Origin of the sequence: Bacillus sp. 166amftsu (assembly GCF_900107445.1) — a bacterium.
Classification (GTDB): Bacteria; Bacillota; Bacilli; order Bacillales; family Bacillaceae_G; genus Bacillus_A; species Bacillus_A arachidis.
Genome location: NZ_FNQA01000001.1, coordinates 1,187,890 through 1,210,416, shown reverse-complemented (window position 1 = coordinate 1,210,416; position 22,527 = coordinate 1,187,890). Strand labels below are relative to the sequence as shown.

At 37.3% G+C, this 22,527-nt stretch carries 20 protein-coding genes; 11 read left to right on the top strand and 9 right to left on the bottom strand.

The window, feature by feature from the left end; genetic code table 11:
* Positions 1-4: 4 nt before the first annotated feature.
* Complete coding sequence (locus BLV40_RS06640; protein ID WP_090688226.1) at positions 5-2,413, top strand: glycogen/starch/alpha-glucan phosphorylase; 2,409 nt, start codon at positions 5-7, stop codon at positions 2,411-2,413.
* Between the two features lie 378 nt (positions 2,414-2,791).
* Here the strand turns inward: BLV40_RS06640 and BLV40_RS06630 are convergent, their stop codons facing one another.
* From BLV40_RS06630 to BLV40_RS06615, 3 genes are all read right to left on the bottom strand, one after another.
* The gene (locus BLV40_RS06630) at positions 2,792-3,073 is read right to left on the bottom strand and encodes a hypothetical protein (protein WP_090688223.1); all 282 of its coding nucleotides are present in this window, start codon (positions 3,071-3,073) and stop codon (positions 2,792-2,794) included.
* 781 nt (positions 3,074-3,854) lie between these two features.
* The gene (locus BLV40_RS28430) at positions 3,855-3,998 is read right to left on the bottom strand and encodes a hypothetical protein (RefSeq protein ID WP_090688218.1); all 144 of its coding nucleotides are present in this window, start codon (positions 3,996-3,998) and stop codon (positions 3,855-3,857) included.
* A 76-nt stretch (positions 3,999-4,074) separates the two neighbouring features.
* Positions 4,075-4,797: a lipase family protein gene (locus tag BLV40_RS06615; RefSeq protein ID WP_090688328.1), complete on the bottom strand. Its 723-nt coding sequence runs from the start codon at positions 4,795-4,797 to the stop codon at positions 4,075-4,077.
* A 166-nt stretch (positions 4,798-4,963) separates the two neighbouring features.
* Here BLV40_RS06615 and BLV40_RS06610 point away from each other — a divergent pair, with 166 nt between their 5' ends.
* Positions 4,964-5,746 (top strand): MerR family transcriptional regulator, encoded by a 783-nt coding sequence (locus BLV40_RS06610; RefSeq protein ID WP_090688214.1) that lies wholly within the window; start codon positions 4,964-4,966, stop codon positions 5,744-5,746.
* Positions 5,747-5,786: 40 nt separating this feature from the next.
* On the opposite strand, the gene BLV40_RS06605 is transcribed toward BLV40_RS06610, so the two are convergent.
* Entirely contained in the window at positions 5,787-6,569 is a 783-nt protein-coding gene (locus tag BLV40_RS06605; protein WP_026593879.1) for a TIGR00266 family protein, read from the bottom strand.
* A gap of 488 nt (positions 6,570-7,057) precedes the next feature.
* Between BLV40_RS06605 and cspD the strand changes: the two genes are divergently transcribed.
* Entirely contained in the window at positions 7,058-7,258 is a 201-nt protein-coding gene (cspD, locus tag BLV40_RS06600) for a cold-shock protein CspD (protein ID WP_001193054.1), read from the top strand.
* Positions 7,259-7,301: 43 nt separating this feature from the next.
* Here the strand turns inward: cspD and BLV40_RS06595 are convergent, their stop codons facing one another.
* Together BLV40_RS06595 and BLV40_RS06590 are read right to left on the bottom strand one after the other, a co-directional pair.
* Entirely contained in the window at positions 7,302-8,033 is a 732-nt protein-coding gene (locus tag BLV40_RS06595) for a TraR/DksA C4-type zinc finger protein (RefSeq protein WP_090688211.1), read from the bottom strand.
* A 158-nt stretch (positions 8,034-8,191) separates the two neighbouring features.
* Positions 8,192-9,145 carry a 1,4-dihydroxy-2-naphthoate polyprenyltransferase gene (locus BLV40_RS06590; protein WP_090688208.1) on the bottom strand — a complete coding sequence of 318 codons (954 nt, stop codon included), beginning with the start codon at positions 9,143-9,145 and terminating at the stop codon, positions 8,192-8,194.
* A gap of 191 nt (positions 9,146-9,336) precedes the next feature.
* Here BLV40_RS06590 and BLV40_RS06585 point away from each other — a divergent pair, with 191 nt between their 5' ends.
* From BLV40_RS06585 to BLV40_RS06550, 8 genes are all read left to right on the top strand, one after another.
* Entirely contained in the window at positions 9,337-10,731 is a 1,395-nt protein-coding gene (locus BLV40_RS06585; RefSeq protein WP_090688205.1) for an isochorismate synthase, read from the top strand.
* Positions 10,728-12,482 carry a 2-succinyl-5-enolpyruvyl-6-hydroxy-3-cyclohexene-1-carboxylic-acid synthase gene (gene menD / locus BLV40_RS06580; RefSeq protein ID WP_090688202.1) on the top strand — a complete coding sequence of 585 codons (1,755 nt, stop codon included), beginning with the start codon at positions 10,728-10,730 and terminating at the stop codon, positions 12,480-12,482. Before BLV40_RS06585 ends, menD begins: the two co-directional genes overlap by 4 nt.
* Positions 12,479-13,291, top strand: a complete 813-nt coding sequence (gene menH, locus BLV40_RS06575; protein ID WP_090688199.1) for a 2-succinyl-6-hydroxy-2,4-cyclohexadiene-1-carboxylate synthase — start codon at positions 12,479-12,481, stop codon at positions 13,289-13,291. The genes menD and menH overlap by 4 nt, the downstream gene beginning before the upstream one ends.
* 92 nt (positions 13,292-13,383) lie before the next feature.
* Positions 13,384-14,202 (top strand): 1,4-dihydroxy-2-naphthoyl-CoA synthase, encoded by an 819-nt coding sequence (gene menB, locus BLV40_RS06570; RefSeq protein ID WP_026593873.1) that lies wholly within the window; start codon positions 13,384-13,386, stop codon positions 14,200-14,202.
* A gap of 192 nt (positions 14,203-14,394) precedes the next feature.
* Entirely contained in the window at positions 14,395-15,840 is a 1,446-nt protein-coding gene (locus tag BLV40_RS06565) for an o-succinylbenzoate--CoA ligase (protein WP_090688198.1), read from the top strand.
* Positions 15,841-16,947, top strand: coding sequence for an o-succinylbenzoate synthase (menC, locus tag BLV40_RS06560; RefSeq protein ID WP_090688195.1), 1,107 nt, complete (start codon positions 15,841-15,843; stop codon positions 16,945-16,947).
* Positions 16,948-16,951: 4 nt separating this feature from the next.
* Positions 16,952-17,254 (top strand): nucleotidyltransferase domain-containing protein, encoded by a 303-nt coding sequence (locus tag BLV40_RS06555; protein WP_090688192.1) that lies wholly within the window; start codon positions 16,952-16,954, stop codon positions 17,252-17,254.
* A 245-nt stretch (positions 17,255-17,499) separates the two neighbouring features.
* Positions 17,500-17,700 carry a YjcZ family sporulation protein gene (locus tag BLV40_RS06550; protein WP_026593869.1) on the top strand — a complete coding sequence of 67 codons (201 nt, stop codon included), beginning with the start codon at positions 17,500-17,502 and terminating at the stop codon, positions 17,698-17,700.
* Positions 17,701-17,748: 48 nt separating this feature from the next.
* On the opposite strand, the gene BLV40_RS06545 is transcribed toward BLV40_RS06550, so the two are convergent.
* Genes BLV40_RS06545 through BLV40_RS06535 form a run of 3 tightly spaced genes read right to left on the bottom strand, consistent with a single transcriptional unit; the run spans position 17,749 to position 22,462 of the window.
* Positions 17,749-19,722, bottom strand: coding sequence for an FtsX-like permease family protein (locus BLV40_RS06545; protein WP_090688190.1), 1,974 nt, complete (start codon positions 19,720-19,722; stop codon positions 17,749-17,751).
* The gene (locus tag BLV40_RS06540; RefSeq protein WP_026593867.1) at positions 19,719-20,471 is read right to left on the bottom strand and encodes an ABC transporter ATP-binding protein; all 753 of its coding nucleotides are present in this window, start codon (positions 20,469-20,471) and stop codon (positions 19,719-19,721) included. The genes BLV40_RS06545 and BLV40_RS06540 overlap by 4 nt, the downstream gene beginning before the upstream one ends.
* A gap of 20 nt (positions 20,472-20,491) precedes the next feature.
* Complete coding sequence (locus BLV40_RS06535; protein WP_090688187.1) at positions 20,492-22,462, bottom strand: ABC transporter permease; 1,971 nt, start codon at positions 22,460-22,462, stop codon at positions 20,492-20,494.
* Positions 22,463-22,527: the final 65 nt, after the last annotated feature.

Below are 22,527 nucleotides of genomic sequence, written 5' to 3'. Positions count from 1 at the left end.
AAAGATGTTTACTCATGTTGAAAGCTTTAAAGCAGCTTTTTTAGAAAAACTAGAAACGATGTATGGAAAAAGTTTCAAAGATTCTACAAGTCGTGATCAGTATAATACGCTTGGTCATATGGTACGTGAGTATATGAATCAGCACTGGATTGCAACAAATGAAAGGTACCGGGCCGGGAATCAAAAGCAAATGTATTACTTATCTATTGAATTCTTACTCGGTCGTTTGCTTGGTAGTAACTTGCTGAATCTAGGAATACGTGATATATGTGAAAAAGGTCTTTCAGAACTTGGGGTTTCATTGAAGGAATTGGAGGAAAGCGAAGCGGACGCAGGGCTTGGAAACGGAGGACTAGGCCGCTTAGCAGCCTGTTTTCTTGATTCACTTGCATCGTTAAATCTTCCAGGACACGGATGTGGTATTAGATATAAGCATGGCTTGTTTGATCAAAAAATTGTCGATGGATATCAAGTAGAATTGCCTGAACAGTGGCTTCTTCATGAAAATGTTTGGGAAGTAAGAAGGCATGATCAAGCAGTGGAAGTGAGTTATTTTGGACAAGTGGAAGCCGTACAAATTAATGGGCGCTTAGAGTTTCGACATACTGATGCAGAAGTTATTATGGCTGTTCCTTATGATGTTCCGGTTGTTGGATATGAAACAGATACTGTGAATACACTTCGGCTTTGGAACGCAGAGCCAGTTTCCTTCCCGCAAAACTGCAAGGATATTTTGAAATATAAACGTGAAACAGAAGTGGTATCAGAACTTTTATATCCTGATGATACGCATGATGAAGGGAAAATACTTCGGTTAAAACAACAATATTTTCTCGTATCAGCGAGCTTGCAAAATATCGTTCGTTTGCATCGTGAACGCAACGGAACGCTTCGCAATTTACATGAGAAAATTGCGATTCATATCAATGATACACATCCAGTTCTTGCGATTCCTGAACTGATGCGCATTTTATTAGATGAAGAAAAGCTTGCTTGGGAAGAGGCTTGGTATATTACAACTCATACGATTTCTTATACGAATCATACGACTTTATCAGAAGCGCTTGAGAAGTGGCCGATTCATATTTTTAAACCGTTATTACCACGGATTTATATGATTATTGAAGAGATTAATGAACGCTTTTGTCATGAATTGTGGGAGCGTTATCCGTATGATTGGAAGCGGATTGAAGATATGGCGATTATCGCGCATAATCTTGTCAAAATGGCACATTTAGCAATTGTCGGAAGCTATAGTGTAAATGGTGTTGCAAAAATTCATACGGAAATCCTAAAACAACGTGAAATGCGGTTGTTTTACGAGTTTTTCCCAGACAAATTTAATAATAAAACAAATGGAATTGCTCATAGACGATGGCTCATGAAAGCAAACCCACAGCTTACGAATCTCATTTCAGAAGCGATTGGAACGGAGTGGAAGAAGCAACCTGAAAAGTTACAATTGTTGCAAGATTATCGGTATGATACTGTTTTTCAAGACAAGTTACACTCTGTAAAGCAGCACCGTAAAAGTATTTTGGCTGAGAGAATTGCAAATAAGATGGGAATTGTTGTGGATCCAAATTCTATTTTTGATGTACAGGTAAAACGATTGCACGCTTATAAAAGACAATTATTAAACGTATTACATATTTTATATTTGTACAATCGTTTAAAAGACGACACAAGCTTTTCATTTTATCCGCGCACATTTATTTTCGGCGCGAAAGCATCACCAGGCTATTATTATGCGAAAAAAATTATTAAATTAATAAATGAACTTGCCAGAAAAGTAAATGAAGATCCGTATGTGAGTCAATATATGAAAGTTATCTTTCTAGAAAACTATCGTGTTTCACTTGCGGAAGATATATTCCCAGCAGCAGATGTAAGTGAGCAAATCTCAACAGCAAGTAAAGAAGCATCAGGAACAGGAAATATGAAGTTTATGATGAACGGTGCCATTACACTCGGAACGCTGGATGGTGCTAATATTGAAATAAGAGAAAGAGTTGGGGACGAAGCCTGTTTTATCTTCGGATTAACGGCGGAAGAAGTACTGCATTATTATCAAAATGGTGGATATCGTGCGAACGACTACTATCATCACAATATGCATATTAAAAAAGTAGTTGACCAATTAACAAATGGTTTCTTCACAAATGCTGGCGCTGAATTTGAAGCAATTTATGATTCTCTTGTCATCCAAAATGATGAGTATTTTGTTCTTCGTGATTTTAGTCCATATGCAGAGCGCCAAGAAGATGTAGGGAGAGCATACGAAAACAGAAGAAAGTGGTTAGAGATGTCGATCATCAATATTGCACAATCTGGGCACTTTGCGAGTGACCGTACGATTTTACAATATAGTAATGAGATTTGGGGTATTGGTGATATGGTTAAGCTTTCGTGAACTGAATGTGAATACTCCCCCACTCAACTTTGTTTGAAGTAGGGGTACTCTTTCGGTAAAATCTGATAGAAATAAGATAAGGTCCCTTGCGAAGATGCGGAGGGGCCTTTATTAAACGATTACATAGGTCTCTCGAAATGTTCGAAAAAATAAAGAAGCAACTGGTAGCTTATTAGCAAAGACGATGGAAACAACAAAGGAAGGTAAGTCTTTTGTTTGGTCCGTTATATTTCAGGAGAATCAAAAAGCTTGCTACTAAATATAACATATCAATTTCACTGTATTCCTCTGTAGCAAAGTATGAGACTACAAATAATAGAACGAGAAAAAGTAAGTTTTCAGTCAATTCTTTCTTATAATTATCTCGTAATGAAACAACTAGATATTAGTCTTTTGTGGTAAGTAATCATATCCAATTGAAGTAACTAAGTAATTTTCTTCATATGAAATGGATACACTTAGTATATTATTTTTATCGTCGTTTGGATGACCATTAATAAAAATAATTTGTATAGTAGGTTCTAATTGATAACTAGTTACAACCATTTCAACACCTAAGTCTTTTTTTATTGTAGCAATAGCTACTTCCTTTGATTTTTGTATCATTGCTTCTTTTTTTTGTTCTTGTTCTTTAGCTTCGTTTTTTTGCTTTTCTTTCATGATATATACTCCTCCTATAATAATAAGTAGTGTGATGAAAACAGAAAGGGGAATGTTCTTTTTTTTCAATATATTACCTTCTTTCTGAAAAAATAGTCTGCAATAAGGATATAATATTTTACATAGAAATTTTAGCTGTATATATCATATAAGTAGCGATAGAATGCAAAAAACTTTATTCTGGTCTTTAATTAGTTGCTGGACTTGTATAGTATTTATTTTTATATTTTCTTTGACTCCTTTTGGTTATTATTTCGAGAAGTTTACAGGGATACCTCCAGAGTATTTTGCGATTGGTGTGCTGTTTGGATCTTTTGTCATAAGTATGATAGGTTTACAAGGAGTACGGAGTGGTAAAACAGCTTTTATCGGTATTTTTAATTTACTAATTAATGTGGGACTTTTTGTTTGGCTGATATGTATCACATTATTGAATACGCTATTTGGATGGATTCATATTTAGAATAATAATGAACGGTGATTGATATTACCGTTTTACTAACTGCTAGTATAAATAAAATTCATACGATTTATAGAATTATAGGGTAACAGATCCGTTCGTATAAAGTACTTCTTTTCTTTTGCAGATTTAGTGATGTATCATTATTAAACTAGATAGTTAAACTGCTTGTAAAAACCTGATTGATGAGGGCCAATAATCAGTGGGGATGAAGAAAAAAACGCTGATTAAAGTGTCACTTTATGAAGGAGAATGAGTTGAATTCATAAAGTAAAGGTAGGTAAATCAAAAACGGCTTGGAAACTTCCAAGCCGTTTTTGATTATTTCACTATAGAGATATAAGGTGTCACCGAGTATAACATACCAGTCCCACCATATTCGCCTGTAGCAAAGTATGAGAATGTAAAGAAACCTGTAACTGCAAACAATAATACTAGAAAAAGTGCAAAGAAATATTTTAGCATGTTTGGTCCCCTCATCCAGAAGTAGTTACATAGATTATTATAGTATACCGGTATGTTGTTTCCAAATGTTTCCGTATCAAAAATGAGAAGTCAGACATGTTTTGTATGTTGTCATGGCGTGATTGTTGGCGATAGATTTTGTATTTTTCGTAAATGTCATGTTGTGATGAACATGTGTATACTCCCAGTCACGGTCATTAAAATGCACTTTGCGCGGGGGAAGAAGCGGGACGACATCGAATAAATTAACGAAGCGAAAGCTGCTTGCGACTTGCATGTTGTAATAGTTTCGAAAAGTAATATCACCGACTTTTGGAGAAGCGAAGGTATAGAGACCGTATTGTGCAAACGCAGTGTTCACTCGCGCGTCTAATATGTGTAGTGTGGCAAGTGCTCCGCCGAGACTATGTCCTGTGGCAAGCAGTTTTTTATGTGATGGTAAGGAGACAAGCATATCCATAATTGGATCACGGCAAGATTCATAAATAGAGAGAAATCCGTTATGAACATTTCCGCTATTTAAGGCGTATGGATAAGGTTTTTGGTTCACAAGTGAATCAATAATCCACTCTAAATCAGTTTGTGTTCCCCGAAAGGCAACGACGATGGTATCCTCAGATTCTAATATGAAGCCAAACCATTCTGTTGTTTGAATGACCTTTGCTTGAAAGCCTTGTACATATTCAAATCCATCCGGTATTTGAAAAACGCCATTTTGTTTATATTGATCATATGTTAATTCACAGCATGAAGCTAATAATATGGCAGTATCTTTATCAAAAGATAAAGGAGCACGTATCAAGGAAGCCCCTCCTTAAGAAATAGTAATAGTTCAATATATGAGTGAAAGGGAATAATCATTCTTTGAGGAAATTTGAAGCAATTTAATACTTGAACCTACAGTTACGTGAGGTAGTATGATTTGAGTAACCATATCGGTAAAACAATGTAGGGGGGAATAACGGATGAGTAACAATGAAAATTATTCAATTGGAGAGTTTTCTAAAAGAACAGGCACATCAATACGAACGCTACATTATTACGATGACATCGGATTACTTAAACCGGAAAAACATCCTAGGTCTGGGCATCGAATATATGTAAATAAAGATATCTTAACGTTGCAAAAGATAGTGAGTCTTAAATTTTTAGGATACAGTCTAGATGAAATATGTGTAATGATCAATATGTCTAGCTTTAATGAAAGCTTAAAAGAAACATTACAACGCCAAAAAACAGCCTTTGAAGAAAAAAAGGAACATATTGAAACTTCTTTGAAAGCCATTAATCGGACAATTACGTTATTAGAAGATGAAGGGCAAGTAGATAGTAATATTTTAATGAGTTTAATTCGTAATATACAAAAAGAAAGTGAACAACGCCTATGGCTTGAGGAATACATGGATAAGAAAGCCGTTGATCGATTATACGATAAATCTGAAGAAGAGATGGTCGCATTGGATAAAGAATTTATTCAGTTGTCGAAAGAAGTGAAAAGATTATTTGGGAAGCCAGTCCATAATCCAGAGGTGCAAAAGCTTGTTAATGAACATATGAAGGCAACGCTTCAATATGTAGGAAAGGATGCTTTACACACTTTGGGTAACTTAGAAAATATAGAAGATCAGTATGAGGATATGATTCCGTCCCCGTATACAAAGGAAGAAGAGACGTGGTTAAATGAAGCGATGGAGTATTATATGATTCAAAATGGGATGTACAGTCCCGCAAGAGAAGAAGATAAGTGAAAAAACAATCGCTACGCCTTATGACGTAGCGATTTGTTTTTTATTCTTTCCCATCTAGAAGTCGACCAAGTCCACCTAAAACGCTACCTTCCCCGCTGCTTTGAGCTGCAGGATTTGTAAGACGCGCTGCTAAACGGCTAAGTGTTAAGGATTGAAGCCAAACTGTTCCTGGTCCTTCTAACGTTGCGAAGAATAACCCTTCTCCGCCAAATAGAGCAGTTTTTACATTGCCTACAAATTGAATATCATAGTCAACATCTCTTGTCATTGCAACAAGACAACCTGTATCGATGCGCAGTTTTTCGCCAGGCTTTAGTTCACGTTTGTACACAGTGCCACCTGCATGCATGAAAGCGAGTCCATCACCTTCAAGTTTCTGCATGATGAAGCCTTCTCCGCCGAAGAAGCCGCTACCAATTTTTTTCGTGAATTCAATTCCGATAGAAACACCTTTTGCAGCGCAAAGGAATGCATCTTTTTGGCAAACTACTTTGCCTTGATACTCTCTTAAATCAACTGGAACGATTTTCCCAGGATACGGTGCAGCAAATGATACATGACGTTTGCCATGACCTGTATTTGTAAATACAGTCATAAACATACTTTCACCCGTAACAAGACGTTTTCCAGCTCCCATTAGTTTACCGAATAGGCCACTAGACTTTCCGCCACCGTCGCCGAAGATGGTTTCCATTTCAATATAGTCTTCCATCATCATCATTGCGCCAGCTTCTGCAATTACGCTTTCTTCTGGATCTAATTCAATTTCAACGAACTGCATATCATCGCCGTATAATTTATACTCAATTTCATGTGCTTTCATTATTTTCACCTCATATGTAGTGGATACTCATATTGTACAGAATTTAAAGAGATTAGAAAACAATCATTTTGCTAATTTTTAACAAAAAGCCATTTTAATTTTTCGACATGTAAGTTGCTGCTACGAAGAACAAAAGGTGACATTTACTTGCATTCTCCTTTTGTTTTTTACATGGCAGGGGGCTAAAAAGAGTCCGAACGTTTCTATGGAAGGCTGGATGCTCCCTCCCGCCTCAAAAAAGGTTTTCTACTAGTTTATATAGTTTACATATTTTGTGAAGTTTAAAAAAAAAATACTGAAATGAAAGTGTTCTCATTTGACGTTTTTGATAGAGCGTGATATAGTGAAATCACTATTGAGCTACATAATGTGGTACGGAAATAAAGCGTGTTTAATTCAAGGCGTTAGGTCTGAGATACATTCATGTCCTTTATATCCACCTTTTCATGTGGATTCATAGTTTCATTTTTATTTAGGAGGTACATGACATGCAAACAGGTAAAGTTAAATGGTTTAACAGCGAAAAAGGTTTCGGTTTCATCGAAGTTGAAGGTGGAGACGATGTATTCGTACATTTCTCAGCTATCCAAGGCGACGGCTTCAAAACTTTAGAAGAAGGTCAAGAAGTTTCTTTCGAAATCGTTGAAGGTAACCGTGGACCACAAGCTGCTAACGTTACAAAAAACTAATTAGCTAGCGAGAAAAAGCATTCCGAATTTCGGAATGCTTTTTTTATTCTTTTGAACTAGATTCATTCGGAGATAATTCCCCTTTAAAGGTGCGCTCTTCAAAATCATCAAGCATCTGCTCATATTCTTCATGTTCTTCTGTCGCATACACCTGTGGGTTCTTCCCATACATATCTGTTCCGATGAAGTTTTCAAAGTCTTCTACGTAACCGCGTGGTTCTTCAGCATCCACATACATCTCATCAAAATTCTTCGAGTCGCGGCGTTCTAAATCAGATGGCGTTTCTGATGTTCCATATAAAGCAACATCTTGCCAAGCATCCTCTGCATCATATCCAACGGCACTGTCCATATCGTATTTGCCAAACGGTGGCTCTACCAATTCTTCTTCAATGGGACGTGCACCTAGGTTTAATTTATTTGTCGTATGTTCAATACAAGTTGTAGCAGTCGGCATGGCTTCTAATCTTTCCAGCGGAATTTCTTCACCAGAAACTTCGCAAACCCCGTATGTGCCAGCTTCAATTTTTTGCAGGGCATCCTTTGTATCTTGCAGTTGCTTATGCCAAAATTCAATAAGTCCAAAGTCTTTTTCGCGTTCATATAATTCGGTAGCCATATCGCCAGGGTGATTATCATAAGCCGATAATTCCCCAACAGATTCCCGTTCAGAAGCACGGTCTGTCCCTTCATGATTTTGCAGCGTTTGTTCTAACTCTTGTTGTTGCTTTTCTAAAATAGACTTAAAATGATTGATTTGTTGTGGAGTTAACATAGTATCCACCTTCCTACAATTCGGTTTCTTTATGTAGTATGAGCTGGATTACAGGAAATATGAGGAGGAATTTAGGAAGGTAATGACATCGCCCATATATTGAAAAAGCACCGATATATTTTGAAATTGAAAAAAGGAGCTAACTAGCAGCTCCTCTTCTATAGAAAATATCCAAGCAATAGGCCGATTCCCATTAAAAATCCAAAGATTGTATTTGTTTTTGCAGTTGCAATCATTGCAGGTGCCATTTCCATTGGAATACTTTTTCCGATAAATCCTTTTGTTGCTTTAAATGCTTTCGGTGCACTTAGGAATACGATTAGCATCCATGGAGAGACGATTCCGACAATCATTAGGGCAATCGTCCAAATGTATGAAACGATAAACATAGATGCAAGGACACCAATTGCGTTTTCACGTCCAACGATAATTGCTAAGGTGTTACGACCGTTTTCTTTATCACCATCTAAATCACGAATGTTGTTAGAAAGTAAAATTGCACCAATTAAAATCGAATTTGGAATAGATACTAAAATAATTTCTGATGTTACAGTGCCAGTCTGAATGAAGAAAGAAATACCAATAATAATAACACCCATAAATAATCCTGCTGTTAATTCTCCAAATGGTGTATAGGCAATTGGAAGGGGGCCACCTGTATAAAGGTAGGCAACGGCCATACAAACAAGACCGATTGCAGCAAGCCACCAGCTAGAATTCATACAAATATAAACGCCCAATAGCATTGCGATACCGAAAAATCCAAATGCTAAGTTCAATACTGTTTTTGGCGGAATCCCGTCGCGGACAATTGCACCGCCGATACCAACTGAACCTTCATGATCTAATCCTCTTTTATAATCAAAGTATTCATTGAACATGTTTGTTGCTGCTTGAATGAGAAGACAGGCAAGAAGCATGATAAAGAAAAGAGGGAGATGTATTTGATTAATACCCCCTACTTGCATTGCATAAGCTGTTCCGATAAAAACAGGAACAAAAGCTGCTGTTAATGTATGAGGACGTAATAAACTCCACCAAATGCGCCAACCCGTTTGTTTACTTGGTTTTGGCGACATAGAAGGGGAATTCGTTTCGACTTTCATTTCCATGTTGAATCCTCCTTGTCACATAATATACACAATTAAGTGTAGGAAAAGCAGCATTTAGTGTCAACGTTTATTTTCTAGGAAGAGAAGGGGAATTTCTCAGAAATGCTAAACGTTGACAGGGCTTTCGTTTGAGGTGTATCTTAAAATCAAGCGTATTTATGACTATTTTTCGCCCATAGGGGGGAGATTCTGTGATTCAGACGAAACAAAAAGATTTACAAGAAGTACTAATTACAGCTATTACACGTGCGACGAATGAAAAAACATTGGTCAGTTTTGTAAAGCAAATAGATTGGATGGATCCACTTCTTTTTTATGCAGCAGGAAAAAGGATTGCATCCGAAAATAGATGTTATTTTGCAGATCCGGCTCAGCATGTGATATTTGCTGGAATTGGCTCTGTTTTCACTATAGCAAATTCTTCTGACAAACGCTTTCAAGATGCTCGCGAAGAGTGGAGTAAAGTGCAGAAGAATGCAATTGTTCAAAGAGAAGAGTATGAATTTGGGACAGGACCACTTTTATTTGGTGGCTTTTCATTTGATCCAGAAAAAGAACAAACGGATCTTTGGAAAGAATTTAAAGATACAACATTGTCGTTACCAGCTTTTCTTTTAACAGTCAAAAATGAAAAAGCATGGTTAACAATAAATACATTTATTTCAGCTGAAGATTCGGCACAGATAATTTATGAAGAAATTGTTTCTTTGGAAGAAAGAATTTTACAAGAATGCAAAGGCCAGCTTATAGAGGAAAAGTTAACAGTAACTTCTAAAATAGAAGTTGACCCAAAGGGCTGGATGAATGCAATTGTAAAAGTACAGGATGAAATGAAAAAAGGAAGCGTACAAAAGGTTGTATTAGCACGGGAATTAAAACTAACGATGAACCAAAATATTGATTCTGCTCGTGTTTTAGAAGCACTCCGCATTGGTCAGCCAGATTGTTACGTATTTTCCTTTGATTATAAAGGGGCATGCTTTTTAGGAGCAACGCCTGAGAGATTAATTCGAAAAGAAGGAAAGAAATTTACATCCATGTGTCTTGCTGGTTCGATTGGTCATGGTAATTCTATAGAAGAAAGTAAACAAAATGGTGCGATGCTTCTTCATGATGAAAAGAATTTGGCAGAGCATGGTTATGTAGTAAATATGATTCGAGGCGTATTAAATGAGCATTGCGAGTCTGTTAATATTCCGCAGCAACCAGGATTATTAACAACAAAAAATTTACTACATTTATATACACCAGTTGAAGCGAAAGGTGATGCATCACTTCTTTCGATGGTGGAAGAATTACATCCAACGCCAGCACTTGGCGGCACGCCTCGCCACGTAGCGATGAAACTGATTCGTGATGTAGAATTATTAGACCGCGGATTGTACGGAGCACCAATCGGCTGGATAGATGACAAAGGGAACGGTGAATTTGCGGTAGCCTTACGCTGCGGATTATTAAATGGTGATAAGGCATCCTTATTTGCTGGTTGCGGTATTGTGATTGATTCTGTGCCGCAACTTGAATATGAAGAAACAAGTTTGAAGTTTAGACCGATGCTTGGTGCTTTGGAGGAATTAATGAAATGAATAATCATATAGAAGCATTATCATATTATTTAGGCGCGTTTGTGGACGAAATGGCGCGTCTAAATGTATATGATGTTGTCATTAGTCCAGGTTCACGATCAACGCCGTTAGCCTTACTAATGGAGCAACATGAACAGATAAAAACGTATTTGCATGTCGATGAACGATCAGCTGCCTTTTTTGCGCTCGGTATTGCGAAAATGAAGAAGCGTCCTGTAGCGATTTTGTGCACATCAGGAACAGCGGCAGCAAACTATTATCCGGCAATTTGTGAAGCCTTTCATTCACGTGTACCATTGCTTGTTTTAACAGCAGACAGACCACATGAACTACGAGATGTTGGGGCACCGCAGGCAATGAATCAATTAAATTTATATGGTTCTTTTGTGAAACAGTTTATGGAGATGGCACTGCCAGAAGCTAGAGAGCCTATGTATCATTATGCTCGTATGACAGTTGGACGTGCTATTGCAAGTGCGTCCCTTGAGCCAAAGGGACCTGTCCATATTAACTTCCCACTTCGGGAACCACTCATTCCTGATTTCTCTTTAGCAGATTTATGGGAAAAAGGTCGTGGTGAATATACAGGGGCAGTTCACCAAGGAAACATGACGATGGCCAGTGAATATGTAAGTTCTCTTACAGAGCGCCTTTCAAGTATGGAAAAGGGGCTTATTGTTTGTGGAGACGATAGTCATCCAGGGATTGCTGAACCTATCATACAGTTTGCTGCTAAAACCGGATATCCAATTTTAGCAGATCCCCTTTCAGGTCTCAGAAGCGGTGAACATGATAAATCAATGGTAATGGATTGTTATGATACATTTTTACGAAATGAATTGTTAAAGGATACGTGGAAGCCGGAAGTTATCATTCGTTTCGGTGGTATGCCTGTATCGAAAGCTTTAATGCAATATATAAAGAAACAAAAGACAGCTGTTCATATCGTTGTAGATGAGTCAGGAAAATGGAGAGACCCGGCTCTTGCAGCGACGGAAGTTGTATGTGCAAGTGATATCTCATTTTGTAAAGAACTTACAGATAATATGCAAAAGAGAGAACAGAATGATTGGTACGGGATGTGGAAACATATAAACGATGCGACGAAGGAAAAGCTTCGTGAAATCGAAACATATGAAACAGCATTTGAAGGAAAAGTGATTACTGATATTGTTCATGTGTTACCAGAGGAAGCAACTTTATTTGCCAGCAACAGTATGCCAATTCGTGATACAGATACGTTCTTCTTTACAACAGATAAAAGAATCAATGTAGTGGCAAACCGTGGTGTGAATGGGATTGATGGAATTATTTCAACAGCTCTAGGTGCGAGTACTGTTTGTGAGCCCCTTGTATTAGTAATCGGTGATTTATCATTTTATCATGATTTAAACGGACTATTAGCAGCAAAATTATATGATTTAAACATAACAATTGTTATTGTAAATAATGATGGTGGTGGCATCTTCTCATTCTTACCGCAATATGAATCAAAAGAGCATTTTGAATCATTATTCGGAACGCCGCTTGGACTTGATTATGAACATATTGTAAAGATGTATGGTGGTTCATTTGCGCGTGTAAATGGTTGGGAAGCATTTCGTGAAGAAGTACAAAAAGGAACAACTGAACGAGGATTACACGTTGTAGAAATTTGTACGAATCGTGATGAGAACTTAAAGATGCACCGTGATTTATGGGCAAGTACATCGAAAATAGTTACCGAAATTTTGCAAGGTGAAGCGAAATGAAAGTCATGCTAGAAGGTGTAACGTACGAATATGAAGTGGTCGGAAGTGGAGAACCGCTCCTACTTCTTCATGGTTTTACGGGTAGCATGGAGACATGGCGTTCTTTTATTTCTTCATGGAGTAAGCAATTTCAAGTTATCTTAGTGGATCTTGTTGGACATGGAAAAACAGAGAGTCCCGAGGAAATTACGCATTATGATATTCAAAATGTATCACGACAAATGACGGCACTACTCGATCATTTGCATATTGAAAAAGCACATATACTTGGCTATTCAATGGGTGGAAGACTGGCGATTACGATAGGATGCTTATATCCAAACCGTGTGAAGTCTCTTTTATTAGAAAATTGCACAGCTGGACTTGAAATGGAATCGGACCGAAAAGAACGCCGCGCGAAAGATGAACAGCTTGCAGATCGAATTGAATTGGAAGGAATAGACGCCTTCGTAAGCAGGTGGGAAAATATACCGCTGTTTGCAACGCAAAAAAGGTTGTCACGAGATGTACAAGAGGCGGTAAGAACCGAGAGACTTGCTAATCACCCAAGAGGACTTGCAAATAGTCTTAGGGGTATGGGAACAGGTGCTCAGCCTTCATGGTGGAATCAGCTTGAAGAGCTCGCAATGCCTGTCTTGTTAATGAACGGAGAGAGCGATCCAAAATTCTTTCAGATCTTAAAAAACATAAAAAAATGCATCCCGCACGCGGAATTTGTCAAAATTGATGGAGCTGGCCATGCAATTCATGTGGAACAACCGAAAAAGTTTGATACAATAGTAAAGGGATTTCTAAAAACTATGCAGTGACACTTTTTTCTTTTGAAGAGAGTAGAACTTATAGATTAGCTAATGGACAAGTTAAATTGACTATTAGCACGATAAAAAAGGAGGTAATAGTAATGGCTATTGAATGGGTAAAAGAAGGCAATTACGAAGATATTATTTATTCCACATACAATGGTATCGCAAAAATTTCGATTAACCGCCCTGAAGTACATAACGCATTCCGCCCTAAAACGGTAATGGAGTTAATCGATGCTTTTGCATATGCACGTGATGATGCGAATGTTGGCGTTATCATTTTAACTGGTGAAGGTGGACGTGCATTCTGTTCTGGCGGCGACCAAAAAGTTCGCGGTCATGGCGGATATGTAGGTGAGGACCAAATCCCACGCTTAAACGTATTAGACTTACAACGTTTAATTCGCGCAATCCCGAAACCAGTTATCGCAATGGTAGCAGGTTATGCAATCGGTGGTGGACACGTACTTCATATCGTATGTGACTTAACAATTGCAGCAGACAACGCTGTATTTGGACAAACTGGTCCTAAAGTAGGTAGCTTTGATGGCGGTTACGGTGCTGGTTATTTAGCTCGTATGGTAGGTCATAAGAAAGCTCGTGAAATTTGGTACCTGTGCCGTCAATATAGTGCACAAGAAGCACTTGATATGGGCTTAGTAAATACAGTTGTACCATTAGAAGAGTTAGAAGCAGAAACAGTACAATGGGCACAAGAAATCTTAGCAAACAGCCCAATGGCACTTCGCTTCTTAAAAGCTGCATTCAATGCAGATACAGACGGATTAGCTGGTATCCAGCAACTAGCGGGAGACGCAACGTTATTGTACTACACAACTGACGAAGCAAAAGAGGGCCGTGACGCGTTCAAAGAAAAACGTCGTCCAGACTTCGGACAATTCCCTCGTTTTCCTTGATCAAAAGCGGAAGCGGCTCGTTTAGAGTGTGAGGGAGATGGAGCTTCTGACGTAGAGGCGCAGTTTGCCTCATGGGCAGAAGCGAAGCCACCGAATATTCTAGCCGCTGTAGCCGGATAGATTAAAAGCGGAAGCAAAAAAGAGACTTGATTCTACATCAAGTCTCTTTCTTTCATGGAAGGAGAATGTGTAATGAAGACGATGCCCAATTGGTTAATGCAGCGTGCTTTTTTAACGCCAAATCGTACTGCGATTGAGACAAAGGAAGAGAAAATAAGCTTTGCAGAATTACATGAAAAAGTATTATCTGTTTGTAAACACCTTTCCTACTTACAGATAGAAAAAGGTCAAAAAGTGGCTGTTCTGATGAAAAATGGTACGGAGATGATTACGGTAATTCATGCCTTGTCTTATATAGGGGCAGTAGCCGTACTTCTAAATACACGTCTTTCAAGAGAAGAGCTACTTTGGCAAATGGAAGATGCTGAAGTTGTTTGCTTACTAACAGACCAAGAATTTGAAACGGAGCAGGTACCGGTTTACAAATTTGAAGAAGTGGTGAATGGACCGAAGCAACCCGCAATGATTCAAGAAGAGTTTTCTTTAGAAGAAGCGATGACAATTATTTATACGTCAGGAACAACTGGAAAGCCGAAAGGAGTTATCTTAACATATGGTAATCACTGGGCGAGTGCCGTTGGATCATCGCTGAACTTAGGACTCCGTGATGATGATTGTTGGTTAGCGTGTATGCCGATGTTCCACGTAGGCGGTTTATCCCTTCTAATGAAAAATATTATGTACGGTATGCGAGTTTTGCTCGTTCCCAAATATGATCCTGATTTTATTCATGAAGCGATTAAAACAAGAGGAGTAACAATCATATCGGTCGTCTCTAAAATGCTGACGGACTTATTAGAAAGACTTGAAGGAGAAACATACCCAAACGCTTTACGCTGTATGCTATTAGGCGGAGGGCCTGCGCCAAAGCCTCTATTAGAAACATGTGTAACAAAAGGGATTCCTGTGTATCAAACATATGGAATGACGGAAACTTCTTCACAAATTTGTACACTATCAGCGGATTATATGTTAACGAAAGTCGGTTCAGCAGGAAAACCTCTTTTCCCATGTCAGCTTCGAATTGAGAAGGATGGTAGGGTTATGCCACCAAATGTTGAAGGTGAGATTGTTGTAAAAGGGCCGAATGTGACACATGGCTATTTTAAACGGGAAGATGCAACACGTGAAGCAATAAAGGATGGTTGGCTTCGTACTGGTGACCTTGGGTATTTGGACGAAGAAGGATTTTTATATGTACTAGATCGCCGTAGTGATTTAATTATTTCAGGAGGGGAAAATATTTATCCAGCGCAAATTGAAGAGGTGTTGCTTGCGCATCCGAAAGTTGTAGAAGCTGGCGTTGTTGGAAAAATGGATGCTAAGTGGGGACAAGTACCAGCTGCATTTATCGTAAAAACAGATCATGTAACTGAAGAAGAAATCATTCGTTTTTGTGAAGAAAAATTAGCGAAGTATAAAGTACCAAAAGAAGTGTATTTCTTATCAGAATTACCACGTAATGCTTCGAAAAAATTGTTAAGACGTGAATTAAGGCATTTGTTGGAGGAAATATAGATGAAGTTTAAAAAGGTGACGCTTTATATAACAGAAATGCCTCTTGTCGTGCCTTTTGCTGCAAGTTACGGAACGTATAAAAAGCGCGAAAGTATCGTCATTGAACTTGAGGATGCTGACGGATATATCGGTTTTGGAGAAGTCGTCGCTTTTTCTGAGCCATGGTACACAGAAGAAACTGTAATAACGGCGCTTCATATGCTTCAAGATTTTTTATTACCAGATTTACTGAAAGTGGAAATTACGCATCCGAGTGAAATTCCGGGCCTCTTTCAGCATATAAAACGAAATCACATGGCAAAAGCAGGGATAGAAGGCGCTGTATGGGATTTATATGCGAGACGTCAAAACAAGCCATTAGCGACTTTACTTGGAGGAACGCAGCCAAAAATTGGAGTCGGTGTTGTAGTTGGGATAGATACGATTCCCAATATGTTAAAGAGAATTGAGATGTATGCAGAAGAAGGTTATGAGCGCTTTAAAGTGAAAATTAAACCAAAACTTGATTATGAGCTGCTGAAAGAAATACGAAGAGCCTTCCCCAAGATTCCATTAATGGCCGATGCAAACTCAGCGTATACGTTAGCTGATGCTGAGCAGTTAAAAAGATTAGATGAATTCCAGTTAATGATGATTGAGCAGCCTTTAGCAGATAATGATTTTCTTGATCACGCTAAGCTCCAACAACAGATTGAGACACCTATTTGTTTGGACGAGAGTATTCATAGCTTAGAAGATACAAGAGTAGCGATTACACTTGGAAGCTGCCGCATCGTAAATATTAAACCGGGACGAGTTGGTGGATTAACTGAGTCGATTCAAATTCATGATTATTGTCAGGAGCGCGGCATTCCTGTTTGGTGCGGTGGTATGGTTGAAATGGGGATTTCGCGTGCGCAAAATATTGCGTTAGCATCACTTCCGAACTTTACAATTCCAGGTGATATTTCAGCTTCGAGTAGACATTGGAAGCGAGATATTATTTTACCAGAAGTAACATTGGAAGACGGAAAAGTATTTGTTCCGAATGAACCTGGGTTTGGATATGAAGTAAACCGGGAAAGATTAGAAGAGATTACGAAAAAACGGATTGTATGTGAGAGGTGAATGCATGAGGCAGCAAGAAGATATATTGCAAGCCATACAGGTATATTTATTAAAGGTGCCAATTGTAAAAGTTGCATATATTTTTGGGTCTCAAGTAAGGAAAGAAGTGTTCGATCAGTATAGTTATCATATTGCAATTGAAACGAAGAATGCCTCGTATAAACAATTTCAGTGGCTATGCTTTGAGTTGACAGAAGAGCTAGAGGGAAGCGAGAAATTTGATATGGTACATTTAAATATGCTCCCCAATCCACAATTAAAAAAGCGTATCCTTCAAGAAGGAAAGCTATTTGTACAGCGTATATAAGGGCCTACGATGATTCGATTATCGTAGGCCTTTTTGTGATGAATGAGCAGTTCGTACAGTTCGTACGCATTCACGGTTATCTATAAATTCATGGTTCAATTGCATCTTTTCGTAAAACAAGCCTGTTTTTGGGAAAAACAAGCTCCTGATTTCCCATGTAAACATAATATAAATGGAATCCGCTCATTTAGAACATGATAGGATCCCCTTGTTGTTACGAATGATACTAAAGGAGGAATAGAGTAATGAGTGAAAAGTGCGATCACAATCATGACCATCATCATCATCAGCATATAAGACACGGCTGCGGAGGCGGCTTTGCGCTTCTAATTGTACTGTTTATTTTATTGATCATCATCGGTGCTAGCTGCTTCGGTGGTGGATGCGGTTACGGTGGCTATGGCGGTTATGGTGGCTTTGGTGGTTACGGCGGCGGTTACTGCTAACAAAAACTATTGAAAATAGCCTTGTGCATACGCACAAGGCTATTTTATTCAAATTTTAAGACGTTGTGATAATTTATTAATGTAAAAGGAACGGATTAGGAAAAAGAAAATAATCTCGATGGTCCCAAATAGAGTTAATACGAATAGTAATTCTTTTAATAATGAAAATGAGTGTATAAATTGTAAAAATTGAATAGCGAATATCGTATGCACAGTAGCAACGATATAAGGTACAAAAAATAGGATTGCCAATTGAATGGTTGCAGAATGGAACATTTCCGTTTCTGTTAACCCAATTTTTGTAATGGTAATATATTTCTGTTCTTCCCTTGTTAAATCGTTATACATTCGAAAGTATAAAACGCTAGCTGCACCCATAAAGAAGATGACGCCGAGAAATGCACCGATAAAGAAACCGGAAACATTATTTTGTTTACTATAAGACAGTTCGTCACTAGCCGTAAAAATAGAGAATGGGATGGGCGTTTGTGTGTTATTATTTTGTTCTTTAGATTTAGAAATATTGTCTCTATCCTCGTTCGTTACTTTTAAAATATTTGTTGTTGGTAAAATGGCCTGTTCCCAGTTTTCCACTATATAATTATAAATTGTCATCGTTTCGATATGAGGAATCATCATTTCCACTACATAATCTTGCATAACCAGAATATAAGGAAGAGCAAACTTTGGCCCAATTGCTTGTTCAGAAAAGCCATTTATATGAAATGTTTTTTTGTTAGATGCGATCGTAATATTTTCTCGCTTTTCAAAAGGATGCATGGTTAAGCTTCTGACAGCTTTTGAGTAATCCGAAACAATATAGGTTTCGGATTTATCCAGCTGAATCGTCGGTCTGTTTAATAGTGTTGAAAGCTGGTTATAATCACTTTCTTTCATAATGGCAATATCGATATTAAAAGCTTGATCTTTTAACACGGTGAATTTGTTTTTTTTATACTGAAATTCGTAATTTGTTAACTCTCTTTCGATTATATCCGTATGCTTTTTTTCAAAAGGATTTTTCTCATCAGATATATAGGTGAAAGGAAACGGATAATCTGCTAAAATTGCCGCTTTTGTGTAATTATTCATTGCAAAAAGTGACGTGATAATCGTGAATGTAAGCGCAGATAGCATAGTAACGATAAACAGCATAGTAATATTACCACGTGTACGTGTTGCTAAATCCGAGATCCAAAGCATGTTAATTTTTTTCATATAAAAACGACGTCTCTTTTTTAATAACCAAATGAAAAGAAACAGTGTTTGTGAAAACAGTAAATAGGTTCCAATTGTTACAAGTGGAATGATTGATAATGGTGGAACAATAGCAAAGCCGCTTCGAATCGTTTTCTCTGATACATAACTTTCCGGAACACCAGCAATATAATAGCATCCTACTAAACAAGCCACTCCAAAAAGTGAAATGAGAATAGATGGGCGTCTCTCTTTTTTTTGTAGACCTTCATCTTTTATTAAACGCATTGTTTTGCGCGTGCGAATTAATATAGGTGTGAAAGTAGAAACAATCAAAAATAAAATGATAAATGTTATGGTTGTTATGATAATCGCTTTTGTTGGCCAATATAAATAAAGTCCTTTTACACCCGTTAATTTAGAAGTCACTAGTAGAAAAAAGTTAGAAAACACAAGGCCAATTTGAATGCCAACAAAAATTGCTAATATTCCAATCATCATATTTTCCATAAACACAAGTCGTTTTAATTGTTTCTTTGAAATGCCAAGAATGGTCAAAATACCGAATTGTTTTTTACGTACTTTTAAAAATGATCCGACAGAATAAAGGAGAAAAAAGAACGAAAACATAATGATGACAAATTGGGCCATCCCAATTAAATTCATCAGTGGTCCTCGCTCTTGTAAGCCTTGTAAATGCGGGTGATACGAATACACAGTAAATGAAAAGAAAACCGTAATTGAAAATACACTGCTTACAAAATAGGCAAAGTATGCTTTTGAATTACGAGAGACATTTTTAAATGCAAACTGCCAAAATGTCATCCGCGTCTTCCTCCGAGTAATGCCAGTACATCTAAGATTTCTTGATAAAACTTTTCACGATATAGACCGCGGTGTAACTCATTGTAAAGTTCCCCATCTTTAATAAAAATCACGCGATTGCAGTAACTAGCTGCAAATGGATCATGTGTCACCATTAAAATGGTAGCTTGCTCTTCTTTATTCAATTTTGTAAATAACTCCATTACATCAATTGCTGCTTTAGAGTCTAGATTTCCTGTTGGCTCATCAGCAAGCAAGAGCGATGGATGATGAATAACAGCACGAGCTACTGCGGTGCGCTGCGCTTGTCCACCAGAAACTTCAAAAATCCGCTTATTTAAAATATGATCAATTCCAAGTTTTTTTGAGATGTTATCAAGTTTTTCATCCATTTCTTTAAGAGGAACGTTATCTAAGGTTAATGGTAATACAATATTCTCACCGATTGTTAACGTATCTAATAAGTTAAAGTTTTGAAAAACAAAGCCTAATTCCTGACGGCGGAAAACGGCTAGTTTTTCTCTGCGGAATGTGTGAGGCTGTTTTCCATTAATAAAAACCTCTCCAGCAGTAGGAGAATCAATTGTTGAAATTACATTTAAGAAAGTAGATTTACCGCTCCCTGAAGGTCCCATAATTGCGACAAACTCACCTTTATCCACATGCAAATTAATATTTTTTAAAGCAGTATGAGGAACTTTCCCCTCATACACTTTTGAGACATTTTTAATGTGTAATACTTCTTCCATAAAACTCACCTTTCTATTTTTTAAAGCTTAATATGATGCGATAATTTTTGCATATATAAGGAACGGATTAACAAGAAAAAGATAATTTCAATCGTTCCAAAGATTGTAAGAACCACTGTAATCTCAGCAAATAACGACAGATTTATGATTTCTTGCAACATTTTTGTAGCAAAGATTGTATGAATGGAAGCTATAATATATGGAACAAAGAATAAAATCGCAAGCTGAATGGTTGCTGAGCGCTTCATCTCAGACTCCGTTAAACCAATCTTCGTAACGGTAATATATTTTTCTTGCTCGTTTGTTAAATCCGTATACATTCGGAAGTAAAGTACACTTCCAGCTCCAATGAAGAAAATAACACCAAGGAATGTGCCAATTAAAAAGAATGAAGCGGTACTTAATTTAATTTCGTATAGTGTATTACTTGCTTCCTCCATCATATATAAAGGCTCTGTAGATGAGATGTTGTGTCGCTCTTTTGTTAATTTTTTAAAATACTCTGCAGCGATTTCATGTGTCTTTTCCCAGTCTTTTACTTGAAAATTATAAAGCGTCATATGTCTCATGTTATTTGATAAAGCATTTACTGTATCATCAGATAAAATCAATATTTGTGATGTCCATCCAGTTGGTATCACGCTAATAAATTCGTAACCTTTTACATGTAATGTATGTCCACTTTGAGAAAGTTTGACGCTTTTTTGCATGTACTCCTCTTGCATGGGTACCAATACGTTTTGATACCCGTACCCAGGTAATATATATGTTTCATCCGTCTTTACAGAAAGTTGCTTACGATGTAAAGCAGTTGCAAGCTTATTATAGTCACTTTCCTTTAATACATATGCCTCTTGTTCATAAGTAGTCGTTTCATCCTTTTGTAATGAAATTGCATATAAGTCCGTTTCGAACTTTTTATATGAAAATTGCTCTTCGCTAAGTCGCTTTTCTAACCAGTCCATATGCTGCGTGACAAGTGGATTGTTGTCGTATGAAAGATAGGTAAATGGAAATGGACTATTGTTGGTAACATCGAGTTTTATAAACTTCCCAAATCCATATATAAATGTAATCATTGTAAATGCAAGGGTAGATAGCATTGCTACAATAAACAGCATATTAATATTTGTCCGAATGCGGTTTGCTAAATCTGAAATCCAAAGCATATTAATTCGTTTCATATAAAACTTCCGTCTTGCTTTTAAAATACGAATGAGCAGGAAGCTAATTTGTGAAAAGAAAAAATAGGTTCCCATTGCAACTAGTGATGGAATAACGAAAATACTAGAAACAATGTATATAGACCCTATTTCAGTACCAAGTGATACAAAGTATTTTGGATTTCCAGCTAGCACATAACCGGAGAATAAACATATAGCACCGAATAGAGAAATAAGTATAGATGGCTTTCGTTCTTTTTGTTTCACTTTCCCTTCCTTTAGAAGTCGCACCGCTTTTCTTGTTCGAATGAGTATAGGAGTGAATGCTGATACGACGATAAAGAGTCCAAGAAAGATTACAGCTGTTAAAATGATGGCTTCTGTTGGCCAATATAAATATAGTCCTGGGGCATATGTAATTTTCGCTGTTACTAATAAGAAAAACTGAGAAAATACAAGTCCGAATTGAATGCCAAAAAAGATAGATAATACTCCAATTAACATATTTTCTAAGAAAATAAGTCGTTTTAATTGCTTTCTGGATATTCCTAAAACAGTTAAAATACCAAATTGTTTTTTTCGAACCTTTAAGAATGTACCGATGGAGTAAAGTAAGAAAAAGAACGAGAAGAACACGATAACTACTTCCGAAAATATCATTAATCCTGAAATTCCATCAACCAAGTTAGACCCTTGTAATCGAGGATGAAATAAATACACCGCAAATGAAAAGAAAACGGCAATGGAAAATGCACTACTTATGAAATAGGCGAAATAAGCCCTTGAATTTCGGGTTACGTTTTTAAATGCAAACTGCCAAAATGTCATGCTGTATACCTCCGAATAGAAGATATAGTTTGAGTCGTGTTGCAAAAAATGTATGAGAGTGAATT

Excerpts from the sequence above, each read along its gene's own strand:
- BLV40_RS06540 (WP_026593867.1), bottom strand. The coding sequence starts at position 20,471 with ATGGAAGAAGTATTACACATTAAAAATGTCTCAAAAGTGTATGAGGGG.
- menH (WP_090688199.1), top strand. The coding sequence starts at position 12,479 with ATGAAAGTCATGCTAGAAGGTGTAACGTACGAATATGAAGTGGTCGGA.
- BLV40_RS06565 (WP_090688198.1), top strand. The coding sequence starts at position 14,395 with ATGAAGACGATGCCCAATTGGTTAATGCAGCGTGCTTTTTTAACGCCA.
- menB (WP_026593873.1), top strand. The coding sequence starts at position 13,384 with ATGGCTATTGAATGGGTAAAAGAAGGCAATTACGAAGATATTATTTAT.
- BLV40_RS06610 (WP_090688214.1), top strand. The coding sequence starts at position 4,964 with ATGAGTAACAATGAAAATTATTCAATTGGAGAGTTTTCTAAAAGAACA.
- menC (WP_090688195.1), top strand. The coding sequence starts at position 15,841 with ATGAAGTTTAAAAAGGTGACGCTTTATATAACAGAAATGCCTCTTGTC.
- BLV40_RS06545 (WP_090688190.1), bottom strand. The coding sequence starts at position 19,722 with ATGACATTTTGGCAGTTTGCATTTAAAAATGTCTCTCGTAATTCAAAA.
- BLV40_RS06590 (WP_090688208.1), bottom strand. The coding sequence starts at position 9,145 with ATGGAAATGAAAGTCGAAACGAATTCCCCTTCTATGTCGCCAAAACCA.
- BLV40_RS06595 (WP_090688211.1), bottom strand. The coding sequence starts at position 8,033 with ATGTTAACTCCACAACAAATCAATCATTTTAAGTCTATTTTAGAAAAG.
- BLV40_RS06640 (WP_090688226.1), top strand. The coding sequence starts at position 5 with ATGTTTACTCATGTTGAAAGCTTTAAAGCAGCTTTTTTAGAAAAACTA.
- menD (WP_090688202.1), top strand. The coding sequence starts at position 10,728 with ATGAATAATCATATAGAAGCATTATCATATTATTTAGGCGCGTTTGTG.
- BLV40_RS06605 (WP_026593879.1), bottom strand. The coding sequence starts at position 6,569 with ATGAAAGCACATGAAATTGAGTATAAATTATACGGCGATGATATGCAG.
- BLV40_RS06630 (WP_090688223.1), bottom strand. The coding sequence starts at position 3,073 with ATGAAAGAAAAGCAAAAAAACGAAGCTAAAGAACAAGAACAAAAAAAA.
- BLV40_RS06535 (WP_090688187.1), bottom strand. The coding sequence starts at position 22,462 with ATGACATTTTGGCAGTTTGCATTTAAAAACGTAACCCGAAATTCAAGG.
- BLV40_RS28430 (WP_090688218.1), bottom strand. The coding sequence starts at position 3,998 with ATGCTAAAATATTTCTTTGCACTTTTTCTAGTATTATTGTTTGCAGTT.
- BLV40_RS06550 (WP_026593869.1), top strand. The coding sequence starts at position 17,500 with ATGAGTGAAAAGTGCGATCACAATCATGACCATCATCATCATCAGCAT.
- BLV40_RS06555 (WP_090688192.1), top strand. The coding sequence starts at position 16,952 with ATGAGGCAGCAAGAAGATATATTGCAAGCCATACAGGTATATTTATTA.
- cspD (WP_001193054.1), top strand. The coding sequence starts at position 7,058 with ATGCAAACAGGTAAAGTTAAATGGTTTAACAGCGAAAAAGGTTTCGGT.